The following is a 13,308-nucleotide window of genomic DNA, read 5'->3' on the forward strand; positions in this document are numbered from 1 at the left end:
GTATGGCGGGCAAGGCAGGTGCGATAGCCTGCCAAAAGGGTAGGCAGGCAGGAAGAAGGAACTACCCGTTTGGGTAGGTGGTCAGCGCAGCCCCAGGCCTCGGTCACGTGCAGCCGTCACGGCTGCCGTGCGGGTGGAAACATTGAGCTTGGTAAAGATGTTGCGTAGGTGGAACTTGATGGTGTTGTCGCTGAGATCGAGCTTGCGGCCAATCTCCTTGTTGCTGAGGCCGGCGCTCAACAAGGTCAGCACGCTGCGTTCGCGGTCGGTCAGGTCCGAGCCCGGTAGGATTGTTTCGACGAGGGGGACAGCCGCGACCGGATCTGTTCGATACACCTGCTCGAGGCACTGTATCAGCCGCTGGCGCGCCACCTGCGGAAACTGGCCGCAGCCAGCCAGCGTGTGCAGCATATCGGGAAAGTCAGCCGGCCCCTCCAGCCGCAGAAGGGCAGAATAATCGGCAAGCGGCGTGGTCATCAGCAGGTCGCAAAGATAGGCGGATGCCGCATCTTTCTGCCCCTCGGCAAAAAGCAGCCGGATCTCCAGCAGTTGCAGTTCGATGGAGCGCAAGAGGTGTGGCCGCTCGGCCTGGCAGGTCTTCAGCCAGTCCAGCGTTTCGCGCGCCCGCGCCACCTCGCCCTGCGCCAGATAGATCCGTGTCCATAAAAGCGCCGGCGTCGTGCCGCGCAGGTGAATGGCCAGCGTGTTCAGCCGGTCGGCCTGGATGAAGACGCGCCCGAAGCCGGAAAGCTCGGCATTGCGGATCGCCTGTTCAATATCCCCCGTTTCGATCAGGAGCACGCAGCGTTCGCCATCGATCAACCGGATCAGTCGGTCGAAACCGCGCCGCTTTGCGGCCGAACGGACCCGGTCGATGGAGGCATGCGCGCCCACCGCATCGCCGCCGATGCGCAGAACGCGCTGCTGCGTCATGAAGCCCGCTGCCAGAAGGTCGAACCAGGTATCATGGCGTTCCAGATGTGGCAGCGCCCAGGACAAAGGTTCTGCGGCCGCTTTGAGATCGCCACGCATGGACACCAGTTCCGCCTTCAGCACCTGTCCCACGGCATCGAGATCACTGCCAGCACCAATATTGCCCTGCACCTCCGCAATCAGATGGTCATACGCTTCCTCGGCACCGGCCGCATCGCCGCTGAAAAACGCCGCCTGCCCGATATGGGTATAAAGATGCATGGCGCCGAAATCCGCCCCGCCATCGCGGAAGGTGCGGATGGCCAGATGCCCGTAATGGCGGGCGCGTTCCAGATCGCTGCGGATCAGGTAGTTGTAGGAGAGCATGTTGAGCGCCAGCGCCCGGTGGATCAGCTCCATCCCCTCCGGTTTAAGCAGATCGTCTTCCAGCGCTGCCAGATCTGCGGAACTTGCCCAATGATCCAGATAGAGAGACAGAAGCACCCTCACCACACGCAGATCCGCGGCGAAGGCCTTTGCACCGCCGACCGCCCGTTCGGCAATCGACAGATAGTGATTGGCCGCCTCCAGCTGGCCGGCCTTGGCGCTCATCACCGAAAGCCCGAGCGTGGTCAAGGGAAAGCCATCGAGATCGATGCTGGCAGCGCGCGCGGAAATCATCTGGAACAGCATGGTGCCGCCGCGCGTGGTGGCATAGACCCGCCGCCAGCCGCCGGCCGTCTCGATGATGCGGGCGGCCAGATCCGCGCTGCCGCCCCAGAGCGCGTGGCGCACCGCCTGGTCGAAATCGCCTTGTGCCTCAAACCAGCGCGCCGCACGCTTGACCGCCGACTGCGTATCAAACCCCTGGCGAAGCGCCTTCTGACGCAGGAACGCATTAAACACCGGGTGGGACCGCATCCACCCCCCCTCCCCGGCCAGAAGCGTGATCGGCAGCGCATGGTCGGCCAGACGATCCATCAGGAGCGCACTTGCCTCGCCCTCGAAAAGGCCGGAGACAAGGTCCCGGCTGAAGGCCGGCAGCGCCGCCGTTTGCAAGAGGAATTGCTGGATATCGCCCGGCAGCTGCACAAACACCTGTTCGGACAGATAATTGCCCATTTCGGTATTGCTGCCGTCAAACGAGGCCAGCACCGCCTCCCCCTCGGGATTGTCGTGGACCAGCAGCCGCACCATCTGGAGTGCCACCGCCCAGCCTTCGGTCCGCCGGTTGAGAGCACCGATCTGCTCGCGGCTCAGCCCGAGATTGCGGTCTGCAAAAAATTCCAGCGCCTCATCGTCGGAAAAGCCGAGATCGGCGACGCCGATCTGCTTTAACTCCCCGTGCAAGCGAAGCGCCGACAGCGGAAACCGCGGCGGGCTGCGCGAAATCAGCACCAGTTTCAGGTGGTCGAGCGCGCGATCCGCCAGGATCTTGGCCATCAGCGCTTCCGTCGCATCGGTCTGCGCCAGATGATAATCGTCGAGGAACAGAACCAGTGGCTCCCCGATGCGGCGAAGGCGCGTGGCAAGGATCGACAAAAGCGAGGCCACCGGCAGGCTTGCCGCGTCCAGGCCGCCGCCTTCATCCGGGAGGAGCGGCTGCAGAGCATCCAGCAGCGTCAACAAAAACTGCCGCTGGTCGCAATGCTCCGGTTCCAGTGACACCCAAAGGCAACGAACCTTCAGCGCAACCAGCGTTTCGTGCCACTGCGCTGCAAAGGATGTCTTGCCATATCCCGCCGAACCGACGACCGTCGTCAGCCGGCGCAGGCCTGAACGTTGCAGGCCATCCAGCAGACCGCGCCGTTTGATCGGGCGCTGGCCATTGATCGGCGGTGCATATCGGTTCTGATCGTTCATGGTGCCAACTTGCGGCGGTGCGCTGCAATTGGCAAGTTCCTCTCGACGGCCAAACACGGCAACTCCCTGGAAATCCATGAGAACTGACAGGGTTTCAGACGAAAAATGTGTGTCTGGCCCGGGCCTGCAGGCGGCCTGCTGCTGCCGAAGTGTGCGATGGCATGCAAAACCTGCCATTCAACCGCTCAGCGTCGGCGGACCTGCCGCTCCAGCCGCCTTTGCAGGTCTTTGTGCAGCACCGGTTGGCCGTGGCCGCAATAGAGCGCGAGTGCGACCAAACCAGCGGTTCCTGCGATGGCTCCGGCGAGGGCCATGTTATCGACAAGCGAGAAAACGAAGGCGGCGCTGAGCACTGTTGCAGCGGCAAGCACGGCCACCAGAAAGGGAAGCGGGCTCTGCAACAGGTGCTTTCCCCCGCGTTTGTCACCGTCTTCCGACGCAACAGGCAAAGCATAGATGCCATAACGGGCGTGACGTTCGGCGACACGCTCTGAGAAGAGCGGGTCAAGCGGCTCGTTTCGCGATGTCCACAGGTCGCGGCCACAAAAAGCAAACACCGCCCAGACCACAAGTCCGACAAACAGCAAGATCTCGAATGCGAGATCATATTGCCCGGTGACAAGAGACGTCACGAGCGAAGCCACAAGGCCCGCCTCGAAGACGGCCGCGATCAGAAGAACTGCGGCCGCGCCCTGTTTCATCTGGCACCGCCTGCGCGGGCGACGGGCCGGCGCGTATCCAGCGAAGCCACCTGCGGGTTGCGTTCCAGCAACGGCGCCAGACTGTGTGGATGCCCGAAGAGGAACCCTTGAACCCACTTGGCCCCGGCCGCCTGCGCGACGACAAGATCCGCCTCGCTTTCGACCGCCCCGACCACGACCTCTTCTGCCACGTGGCGGGCAAGCGAAATCAGATGGCCAAGCAGTTGCGGCGCGTCCGAACCGCGGGTGCGGATACGTCCGGCATCGATCTTGATCACATCGAAGCGCGTGTGGCGCGCATATCCGATGGAGCTGAAGCCGGTGCCGAAATCATCGAGTGCGACACGGCAACCCACTTGCTGAATATGCGACACGAACTCCACCACCGCCTCGAAGCTGTAGGGACGCCCCGATTCCGAGATCTCGATGACCATGCGGTGACCGATGCCGGCCTCGCGCACCAGGCGCGGGAAAACCAGCCGCCACCACAGATCCTCCGAGGCTGACAACGCTGACATATTGCATCCCAGCACCGCGTCGGGCCGGCGGCACAGTTCCGCGATCACAGCCTGGGCGATGCGGCGATCAAACACCTGCGTCAGACCAAGACGCTCCAGTGCCGGCGCGTAAACGCCAGGCATGACAACGCGGCCATCTTCGTCCGACAGGCGCACGACGCATTCCGAATAAAGCAGGTTTGCAGCGTCGGTTGCACTGCAGACGGGCTGCTCCACCAGCGCAAAGCGCGCATTGAACAGCGCTTCATAAGCAATCGCCGCCGCACTCATGTCGATGCGGTATTCCTGAGCGCTGACCTGCGAGGCCGTATGCAGGGCTTCCGAGGTTTCGGGCGCCGAATTGCGGCAGCTGAGAGCAACAACGATACGGTTATAACCAACCGATATGGGCAGGGCGGCCGCGGCACACATGGCCTCGTTGACGCGCGACCAGCTCGGCATACCATTGCAGCACTCGAGCGGAGCGGCCACGCCCCAGCTCTCAATGCTGAACGGCGCGTCCATCGAACGCTCCAGGCGGCGGGCGACTTCCGCCAGCACGCGGCCGGCGACACCCTCGCCGAAATGCGCGGAAATATCTCCGAGATTATCGATAGTAATGCACATGGCGGCGGTCGCATTCATCAAAGCGCCCTCCAGCTGATCATGTACACGCATCCTGCAACGCCACCGGCATAGCAAGAAGCGTTACCCACTTCGTTGATGAACGGCCTGAATACACCGTTCGAGGAACCAACGATATCGAGCTCATCCCGGTCCGAGGAGCGCTTGCGCAGAAATTCTACCGCATCGCCATACCCCGGATTACAGCTATCATAGCTGATTTCACCCTGCATAAAGGGATCCCTTTTTCCGACGGTGTCTTGTATTAAGAAGTCGTTAATTTTTCAGTGTTTTATGAATTCTGGGTTCCAACAAAACGCGAGTTATTTTTACAAGATTTATCGCATTATTGTCAATGGTAACACTTATAGTGAAATCAAGCTTTCTGCGCATTTTTTGTACCTTGGGCACTGAATAGGCACGGCGCCGAAAGTGGAAAAATCATATATTTCAAGCCACAAACTGTATACCGACACAGAACGGCAGAATTTGTCTGCCGCCTGAAACTTTGTTGCCAGCCAACCCCGCAATCGGGATTGCAAAGAGCGACGCAGACGAACAATGCGCGACACCGCAACTCACACATCAAGCAATGAGCGATAGGCGCCGGTCGACGAAGCAAATCAGCGTCAGCGGCGATCTAGCGCATTGATCCCTAAATGAAAAGCCAGTTAAAACATATTCATGACTGCGCATAAACGGACCCGAGGCAGGGCCAAAAGGCCGCACCGCACCCTGGCTCCAGTCCATCACGGCGAAGAACAAAAGGAGTGTCGCGCCGCTCATTTCGCTCGGCGAAGCACCCGCTCAGCTTTTACCGCAACACTATATCTGACGACAGATTCGCCTGCAAATGAGACAAGAACAAGGCAAACAGCGGTTTGCCGTAACGTCGCACCGCGACATGGCAGAAGATCCGGCGCAGGCGCTAGTATTTCTTTCCGGTATCGCTCCAAAACGGGACGGAAGAAAAACATGCAAGAACCGTTTCCGACGCGCCCGTCCCGAAAAGGGGCAAATTTTGCCGCGCTACCGTGATCACCGATCCATTATGGAGCGGGCAAGAGTTGAGCACCCTAGAGCGCTTGCAAACCCGCAACTGACGATCCCCGTAGCCGCGACGGGATGCCCGCATCCTTCCGGCGGGGATCGACCATCGCCAAACCCGCCAGGCGGCAGGGACCGGACGCCATGTCACAATTTCCGATAGGTCGAAGGCGCTCGTCATGAGCATCGCCGGTCTGAACCACGCTGCCGGCTGGCGATTCGCTGTCAGCACGCACCAAGCGGGCAAAGCCGCTCCTGTGCAAAATCCGGGAAACCCTCTGGACAAAACACTTGCGCGCCTCTAGACGTAACGATATTACATTACATAACGAAGGCAGATCGTTTTGCGGTCATGCTGCGCCTTGACGCGGTGTTGTATGGCAGCTTAACTGGTCGTTGATGGTTCCCCAATCCGGCTTTCCGGACGAGGGGATTAATAGGGAACACGGTGCAGAGCCCATTTGGGGTCCAAAGCCGTGGCTGCCCCCGCAACTGTAAGCGGATGCCGATCATCCTTGTGGCGCCTGATAAAGGCGCCATGCCACTGCACGACAAAAGCGTGCGGGAAGGCAGATGAGAAGCGCTAACCGTGAGCCAGGAGACCTGCCATCGCACTGAAGTCCAACGTCACGGGCGGGGATGCCCGGAACAGGAGCTGACAATGAATGACACTCGCTTTTGCGAGCACCGCATGTCGAACCCTCAAGCGCCCCAAACGCCAGACATCCGTTCACCGAGGCTGGCTGCAGCCGAGGTGCCTTATCGCAGGTCCGTTTGACGGCCATACACTGACAGGGTTTGACCAATGATTTCCAGCATGACGCAGTTGCTGCGCCGGGCCGTACCGGCTTTGCAGCTTTTTGCCGGCCTTGCCGCCACATTTGTCGCTTCGGGCGCTTTAGCCACTGAAACCACCTATCCGCTGACGCTCCAGAACTGCGGGCGACAGATTACCTTTTCAAAAACGCCGGAAAGGGCCGTGTCGCTCGGACAAAGCACGACGGAAATTCTCTATATGCTCGGTCTCTCCAAGACAGTGGTTGGCACGGCCGTCTGGCTGGGGCCGGTGCTGAAGGGTTATGAGGAGGCCAATGCGGCCGTGCCGCGCCTTGCCGATAACGACCCGAGCTTTGAAAGCGTCATCGCCACAAAGCCCGATCTCGTCACGGTGCAGTTCCAGTGGCATGTCGGGCCAAAGGGCACCGTCGGCTCGATTGCTCAGTTTGAGGATCTCGGCGTGCCGGTCTACACCTCGCCGTCGGATTGCATCGGCAAGGACAATTCCTCCGGCGGCGACGGTGTGCGGGCAGAAGCCTTCAGCATGGACCTGATCTACCAGGAAATCCGCGACCTCGCCCGGATCTTTAACGTTCAAGATCGCGGCGAGCAGGTGGTGGCCGATCTTGTGGCGCGCGAACAGGCCGCCCGCGCCAAGGTGGCAGGCGCCACGTCAAAACTATCGGCCGTCTTCTGGTTTTCCAGCGCAACGCTTGCCGCAGACCCTTATGTGGCCGGCAAGAACGGTGCGCCGGGCTACATCATGAAGGCGCTCGGCATAGAAAACGTCATCGACAGCGACGAGGAATGGCCAACCGTCGGCTGGGAAACGATTGCACGGGCCAACCCGTCGATCATCGTCACCGCCCGCATGGAACGGCGCCGTTATCCCGCCGATGACATCGCCGTCAAGACGGCCTTCCTGCAGAAGGATCCGGTTGTCAGCCTGATGCCGACGGTGAAGGCCGGTCATGTGGTGGAAATGGACGCGCAGACGATGAACCCGACCATCCGCACCATCGATGGCATCGAGGTTCTGGCCGATGCGATTGCCAAGGCGGGCCTTTCGCGTTGAAGCACAGCCGCACGCGCATGGCGGTGGGGGCAGCCTGTGCTGCCCTTGCTGCCCTTCTACTCGCGCTCTGGTTTGGAGCCGCCATCGGCGAAACGGCAATTCCGTTCGAGGTGGTGGCGAAAACTGCCGCCAACCGCCTGTTCGGCGCCGGTTACCCGCTTGATGCCATCGATGAAGGCATCGTGTGGAGCTACCGGCTGTCGCGTGTGGTGGTGGCCGCCTGCTGCGGGGCGGCGCTCTCCTTGTCTGGCGTCGTGCTGCAGTCGCTGCTGCGCAATCCGCTGGCCGACCCTTACGTGCTCGGCATTTCCGCCGGTGCGTCCACCGGCGCGGTATCGGTTGCGATCTTGGGGCTCGGCGGCGGCATGATCGGCCTGCCGCTCGGCGCCTTTGCCGGCGCCGTCATCGCCTTTGTGCTGGTCAGCCTCTTGGCCATGCGTGCCGGGCGCGGCTCGGCCGCCATCATTCTGGCGGGTATTGCAGGCTCGCAGCTCTTTCACGCGCTGACCTCCTTTGTCGTGACGAAAGCTGCCAATGCCGAACAGGCGCGCGGCATCATGTTCTGGCTGCTCGGCAACCTCTCAGGTGTGCGCTGGCCGGATGTGACGCTGGCACTGCCGGTGGCAATCGTCGGCCTTGTCATCTGCCTGGGGCAGGCCCGCGCGCTGGATGCCTTTGCCTTCGGCAAGGAATCGGCCGCCTCGCTTGGCATTCCGGTGCGCCGGGTTACCGTCATCCTCATTGCAACGACGGCGATGATGACGGCGGTCATGGTGTCGCTGGTCGGCTCCATCGGGTTTGTCGGGCTGGTCATTCCGCATGCCACCCGCATGCTGGTCGGCGTGCGCCACGGCGTTCTTCTGCCGGCCGCCGCCATCGTCGGCGCCATCTTCATGATTGCGGCAGACGTTCTGTCGCGTATTCTCATCCAGGGTCAGGTGCTGCCAATCGGCGTGGTGACGGCGCTTTTTGGCGCCCCCGCCTTTGCCCTCATCATGAGCCAGCGGAGGGCAAGTCTTTGAAGGTCGAGGCAGACAATCTCTCGCTGGTCAGCGGCGGCAACATGCTCGTGCGTGATGTCTCGTTCACCGTCGCATCCGGCGAATTTTTCGGCATTATCGGGCCGAACGGATCGGGCAAGACGAGCCTGATTTCCATGCTCTGCGGGCTGCGCAAGCCGCGCACCGGCACGGTCACCCTGGACAGGGAACCGCTTGCAAAACTTGCCCGGCGCGATCTCGCAAGGCGTCTGGCGCTGGTGGAACAGCAGGCCGATACATCCGAGCGCATGACGGCGCGCCAGGCGGTGGAGCTTGGCCGCACGCCCTATCTCGGACTATCGTCGCCGTGGTCGCAAAACGATGATGCGATTGTCGATGCAGCGCTGAAAGATGTCGGTATGGCGCATCTTTCCGCGCGCCAGTGGCACACGCTCTCCGGTGGCGAGCGCCAGCGCCTGCACATTGCACGCGCGCTTGCCCAGGCGCCAAGGCTTCTGGTGCTGGACGAACCGACAAACCATCTCGACATCGGCCACCAGATCGGCCTTCTCGATCTGGTGCGTCATCTCGATCTGACTGTCATTGCAGCGCTGCACGATCTCAACCATGCCGCTATGTTCTGCGACCGCATCGCCGTGATGAAATCTGGCCGGATCGTTGCCCTCGGCCGCCCGGCAGAGGTGCTGACGCCTCGGCTGATCCGCGATGTGTTTGACGTGGAGGCTGTGGTGGAGCGCGGCGAAAGCAGCACTTGCTCCATCCGCTTTGCGCCGGCAAGACGGATGGCTGCGGAGTAAGAGGTAACCTCGCTCACGCAACGGCGCCCCAAAAAAACGCCGGGGCAAGCCTGTTGCTTGCCCCGGCGCTACATCAAAAAACTTAAGCAGCCGGCTGCTTGGTCTTGCGCAGGTACGGCAGAACCGCATCGAAGGCGCCAAAACGGGTGATCGCATCCTCGTTGGAGACGGCAGCGGTGATGATAACGTCTTCGCCCGGCTGCCAGTTGGCCGGCGTTGCCACCTGGTGCTTGGCCGTCAGCTGGATCGAATCGATGGCGCGCAGGATCTCGTTGAAGTTGCGGCCTGTTGTCATCGGATAGGTGAGGATCAGCTTGATCTTCTTGTCCGGGCCGATGACATAAACAGAGCGCACGGTGGCGTTGTCAGCAGGCGTGCGGCCTTCCGAGCTTTCGCCAGCACCGGCCGGCAGCATGTCATAAAGCTTTGCGACCTTCAGGTCCTTGTCGCCGATCAGCGGATATTCCACGTCATAACCGGTTGCCGTGCGGATATCGTCCTTCCACTTGCCGTGGCTTTCAACCGGATCGACGGAAATGCCGATGATCTTGACGCCGCGTTTCTGAAACTCGCCTTCGAGGCCGGCCATCGCGCCAAGCTCTGTCGTGCAGACGGGGGTGAAATTCTTCGGATGCGAGAAGAGAACCGCCCAGCCATTGCCGATCCATTCATGGAAATTGAGCGGCCCGACCGTGGTCTCGGCGGTAAAATCCGGGGCGATATCGTTGATGCGCAAAGACAAGGGATGTTCCTCCAGGACATTGAAAACAGGATGCCCTGAAGATAGGCGCAAATCTTTTCGATACGAGGGAGGCTGTTGCGGCAAATCGCCCATCCGGGCAATTTCATTCTCTTTTTCGCGCCATCCTTGCAGTCCCCCGGCAAAGCGTCCGTTCCGCCCGCTCACCCAATCCTTTGACAATTCAAATAACGGTTCGTACAGCTTTGGCAAAAGAAGAACCGAGGGGACGCCTGCGCATGACGGAACCGGATGAAACCAGCATGGACCTTGAAATCACCACGCATGCCCGCTCCAAACCGGAAACGCGGCTGTGGCTTCGCATGCTGTCCACCACCAAGCTCATCTCGACGGAAATCCGCAAGCGCCTGCGCGCCGAATTTGGCGCGACGCTTCCCCAGTTCGACCTGATGGCCCAGCTTTACCGGGAACAGGAAGGCTTGCGCCTTGGCGAACTATCAAGGCGCACCATGGTCACCAACGGCAACATTACCGGTCTTGTCGAGCGGCTGGAGGCCGACGGGCTGGTCATCCGCGAAACCCCGACAGACGACCGGCGTGTGACCGTGGCAAAGCTGACAGAGGCCGGCATGACCACGTTTTCCGCCATGGCAGAGGCCCACGAAGGCTGGCTGCGGGATCTCATGGGTGATGTGTCCGAGGACATGATAGCCGCCCTCTGGCGCGATATTGGCCGCGTCAAGACATCGGCGGCAAGTCACCTGTCCGGCCCCGCTGACGAGTAGTTCGCGAACCCGGCTATGCTGCACTTGCGAAGCAAAGCCGGATGGACAATAGAAGAAGGGCTTTCAAAAAGATCTGCCGCAGGGAGATGCCCGACCGTGACGACCGACCTTCAGGCCATCATCGAGGAAATCCACGCCACCCTTTCCCCGCGTACCGGCGAAGGCAAGGCGGCCGATTACATTCCCGAGCTTGCCAATGTCGATCCGAAAAAGTTCGGCATCGCGGTGATCGATCTGGAAGGCCGCGTCTCCAAGGTCGGCGATTGCGACGAAGCCTTCTCCATCCAGAGTATTTCCAAGGTGTTCACGCTGACGCTTGCGCTCGGCAAACACGGCGAAACCACCTGGAACCGCGTCGGCCGCGAGCCCTCCGGCTCCGCCTTCAATTCCATCGTGCAGCTCGAGCATGAAAACGGCAAGCCGCGCAATCCCTTCATCAATGCCGGCGCGATTGCCATTTCCGATTTGGTGATGTCCGGCCACACACCGCGCGAGGCGATCGGCGAAATCGTCCGTTTCGTGCAATATCTGGCCGACGATGCCGGCATTGCCATCGATCCGGCAGTCGCCCGCTCGGAAACCGCGACCGGCTTTCGCAATTTTGCGCTCGCCAATTTCATGAAATCCTTCGGCAAGCTCACCCATCCCGTCGATCATGTGCTGGGGGTCTATTTCCACCAGTGTGCGCTGGCCATGAGTTGCGTTCAGCTTGCCCGTGCCGGTCTGTTTCTGGCGGCAAACGGCAAGAACCCGCTATCGGGCCACACGGTCGTCTCCAGCCAGCGGGCGCGGCGCATCAATGCGCTGATGTTGACCTGCGGCCATTACGACGGTTCCGGCGATTTCGCCTATCACGTCGGCCTGCCGGGAAAAAGCGGCGTCGGCGGCGGCATTCTGGCGGTTGCCCCCGGCCGCGCCTCGGTTGCCGTCTGGTCTCCGGGATTGAACGCCAACGGCAACTCGCTGATCGGATCGATTGCGCTCGAAATGCTGGCGGCAAAAACCGGCTGGTCGATTTTTGGCGCGCCGCACGCTTGATGCGTGAAACCACAGGCACCGAGGATAACACTGTCGAAAAATCTTATCCTGCACGGGTTGCCTTTTGCGCCATGTGACACACCTTCACTTTCAGGTGAACTTGCACTCAGCAGTCAGCAGTTTTGAGGTCTTGTTTTCGACCATTACGTTGCGAGCAATCCAATAAAGTTTCAGATCATCCCCCTTCCCCAGGGAGATGCGGCAACGGGAGGAATGTTTCGGCGTTCCTCCCGAATTTCGTTCGGACACTCTCCTCATTCCCTGCGTCTTAACCTCTTGAATCTGCGCAATTGTGCCGTGCAAAAACCGGTTCCGCTTTACCAGCCGATGCTGTAGCGTCGTGCCCGCTCGCCAAGGCGGCGACATAGAATTGAGTATTGAGGCGGGGACCGGCATGACGACTATTTCCATGATCGAAGCAGCGGCAGAACGCATCGGTGGCCGGGCGCGACTGACGCCGCTGCTCTCTTCGCCGTTTCTGGACGCGATCGCCGGGCGCCGGGTGTTTGTGAAGCCGGAATGCCTGCAGCACACCGGTTCGTTCAAGTTTCGCGGTGCCTGGTCTGCCGTGTCCGCGCTCGAGCCGGAGGTTCGCGCGCGTGGCGTCATCGCCTTTTCCTCCGGCAACCATGCCCAAGGGGTGGCGCTTGCAGCGCGCATGCACGGCATTTCTTCCGTCATCGTCATGCCGGCGGATGCGCCGAAGCTGAAGATCGACAACACCCGCGCCTTCGGGGCCGAGGTGGTGCTCTATGACCGCGAGAACGAAGATCGCGACGAGATCGGCGCCCGCCTTGCCGCGGCGCGCGGGCTGACGCTGATCCGGCCTTTCGACGAGCCTGAGGTGATTGCCGGCCAGGGGACGGTAGGCCTTGAGATTGCCGAGCAGGCACGGGCCGAGGGCATCGAGAAAGCGGATGTCATCGTCTGCTGCGGCGGTGGCGGGTTGACCGCCGGCGTGGCACTGGCGCTGGAGGCACGCGCGCCGGGCCTGACGGTGCGCCCCGCCGAGCCGGAAGGATTTGACGATACGGCCCGTTCGCTGAAAAGCGGCCGGATCGAGCGTAACCCGCGTCTCGGCGGTTCTCTCTGCGATGCGATCGTCACACCGCAGCCCGGCAACATCACCTTCCCGATCAATGCGCGCCTCTGCGGCCAAGGCCTTGTGGTCAGCGACGATGAGGCGCTGGCGGCCATGGTGCTTGCCTATAACCGGCTGAAGATCGTCGTGGAGCCGGGCGGCGCGGTGGCGCTGGCAGCGGCCCTTTTCAGGCAGGGCGAGATCGAAGGAGACAGCGTGATTGCCGTCTGCTCCGGCGGAAACGTCGACCCGCAGGTATTTTCAGCAGCGCTTGCTCGCCACAGTGATGTGTAGTCGAAGTATCGACGGCCAAAATTCAGTTGGAACGCGCTAAAATAACTGCAACTGTTTTAGGAATCCGCTAGAGTCCTCAGCAAATCAGCATTTGCCAGATATTAAACGGGAATTTC

General features: G+C 61.1%; 11 protein-coding genes and 1 riboswitch. Of the genes, 6 read left to right on the plus strand and 5 right to left on the minus strand.

The features are described from left to right. Positions 1-81 precede the first annotated feature (81 nt). The 4 genes from AC4CWF_RS21255 to AC4CWF_RS21270 form a co-directional block, all read right to left on the minus strand. Positions 82-2,832, minus strand: coding sequence for a LuxR C-terminal-related transcriptional regulator (locus AC4CWF_RS21255; RefSeq protein ID WP_491287401.1), 2,751 nt, complete (start codon positions 2,830-2,832; stop codon positions 82-84). A 128-nt stretch (positions 2,833-2,960) separates the two neighbouring features. Further along, complete coding sequence (locus AC4CWF_RS21260; protein WP_491287402.1) at positions 2,961-3,476, minus strand: hypothetical protein; 516 nt, start codon at positions 3,474-3,476, stop codon at positions 2,961-2,963. Further along, a complete protein-coding gene (locus tag AC4CWF_RS21265; RefSeq protein ID WP_491287404.1) occupies positions 3,473-4,618 on the minus strand; it encodes an EAL domain-containing protein in 1,146 nt (381 codons plus the stop codon). The genes AC4CWF_RS21260 and AC4CWF_RS21265 overlap by 4 nt, the downstream gene beginning before the upstream one ends. Continuing rightward, on the minus strand, positions 4,618-4,830 hold the full coding sequence (locus tag AC4CWF_RS21270) for a hypothetical protein (RefSeq protein WP_491287406.1): 213 nt from the start codon (positions 4,828-4,830) through the stop codon (positions 4,618-4,620). Before AC4CWF_RS21270 ends, AC4CWF_RS21265 begins: the two co-directional genes overlap by 1 nt. Before the next feature lie 1,197 nt (positions 4,831-6,027). Next, positions 6,028-6,269: riboswitch (cobalamin riboswitch) on the plus strand. Between the two features lie 192 nt (positions 6,270-6,461). Between AC4CWF_RS21270 and AC4CWF_RS21275 the strand changes: the two genes are divergently transcribed. Genes AC4CWF_RS21275 through AC4CWF_RS21285 form a run of 3 tightly spaced genes read left to right on the plus strand, consistent with a single transcriptional unit; the run spans position 6,462 to position 9,294 of the window. Next, on the plus strand, positions 6,462-7,496 hold the full coding sequence (locus AC4CWF_RS21275; protein ID WP_491287408.1) for an ABC transporter substrate-binding protein: 1,035 nt from the start codon (positions 6,462-6,464) through the stop codon (positions 7,494-7,496). A gap of 17 nt (positions 7,497-7,513) precedes the next feature. After that, complete coding sequence (locus tag AC4CWF_RS21280) at positions 7,514-8,518, plus strand: FecCD family ABC transporter permease (RefSeq protein ID WP_491287742.1); 1,005 nt, start codon at positions 7,514-7,516, stop codon at positions 8,516-8,518. Beyond that, the gene (locus tag AC4CWF_RS21285) at positions 8,515-9,294 is read left to right on the plus strand and encodes an ABC transporter ATP-binding protein (RefSeq protein WP_491287410.1); all 780 of its coding nucleotides are present in this window, start codon (positions 8,515-8,517) and stop codon (positions 9,292-9,294) included. Before AC4CWF_RS21280 ends, AC4CWF_RS21285 begins: the two co-directional genes overlap by 4 nt. A gap of 82 nt (positions 9,295-9,376) precedes the next feature. Here AC4CWF_RS21285 and AC4CWF_RS21290 read toward each other — a convergent pair whose 3' ends face one another. Next, positions 9,377-10,036, minus strand: a complete 660-nt coding sequence (locus tag AC4CWF_RS21290) for a peroxiredoxin (RefSeq protein ID WP_491287412.1) — start codon at positions 10,034-10,036, stop codon at positions 9,377-9,379. A gap of 236 nt (positions 10,037-10,272) precedes the next feature. Between AC4CWF_RS21290 and AC4CWF_RS21295 the strand changes: the two genes are divergently transcribed. From AC4CWF_RS21295 to AC4CWF_RS21305, 3 genes are all read left to right on the plus strand, one after another. Further along, positions 10,273-10,779: a MarR family winged helix-turn-helix transcriptional regulator gene (locus AC4CWF_RS21295; protein ID WP_491287414.1), complete on the plus strand. Its 507-nt coding sequence runs from the start codon at positions 10,273-10,275 to the stop codon at positions 10,777-10,779. 96 nt (positions 10,780-10,875) lie between these two features. Then, on the plus strand, positions 10,876-11,817 hold the full coding sequence (locus AC4CWF_RS21300) for a glutaminase (RefSeq protein WP_491287415.1): 942 nt from the start codon (positions 10,876-10,878) through the stop codon (positions 11,815-11,817). A 394-nt stretch (positions 11,818-12,211) separates the two neighbouring features. Further along, on the plus strand, positions 12,212-13,192 hold the full coding sequence (locus tag AC4CWF_RS21305; RefSeq protein ID WP_491287416.1) for a threonine ammonia-lyase: 981 nt from the start codon (positions 12,212-12,214) through the stop codon (positions 13,190-13,192). The last annotated feature ends 116 nt before the right edge of the window (positions 13,193-13,308 follow it).

The organism is Neorhizobium sp. PAMB6630, assembly GCF_058242775.1.

Excerpts from the sequence above, each read along its gene's own strand:
- AC4CWF_RS21260 (WP_491287402.1), bottom strand. The coding sequence starts at position 3,476 with ATGAAACAGGGCGCGGCCGCAGTTCTTCTGATCGCGGCCGTCTTCGAG.
- AC4CWF_RS21265 (WP_491287404.1), bottom strand. The coding sequence starts at position 4,618 with ATGAATGCGACCGCCGCCATGTGCATTACTATCGATAATCTCGGAGAT.
- AC4CWF_RS21270 (WP_491287406.1), bottom strand. The coding sequence starts at position 4,830 with ATGCAGGGTGAAATCAGCTATGATAGCTGTAATCCGGGGTATGGCGAT.
- AC4CWF_RS21275 (WP_491287408.1), top strand. The coding sequence starts at position 6,462 with ATGACGCAGTTGCTGCGCCGGGCCGTACCGGCTTTGCAGCTTTTTGCC.
- AC4CWF_RS21280 (WP_491287742.1), top strand. The coding sequence starts at position 7,514 with ATGGCGGTGGGGGCAGCCTGTGCTGCCCTTGCTGCCCTTCTACTCGCG.
- AC4CWF_RS21295 (WP_491287414.1), top strand. The coding sequence starts at position 10,273 with ATGACGGAACCGGATGAAACCAGCATGGACCTTGAAATCACCACGCAT.
- AC4CWF_RS21305 (WP_491287416.1), top strand. The coding sequence starts at position 12,212 with ATGACGACTATTTCCATGATCGAAGCAGCGGCAGAACGCATCGGTGGC.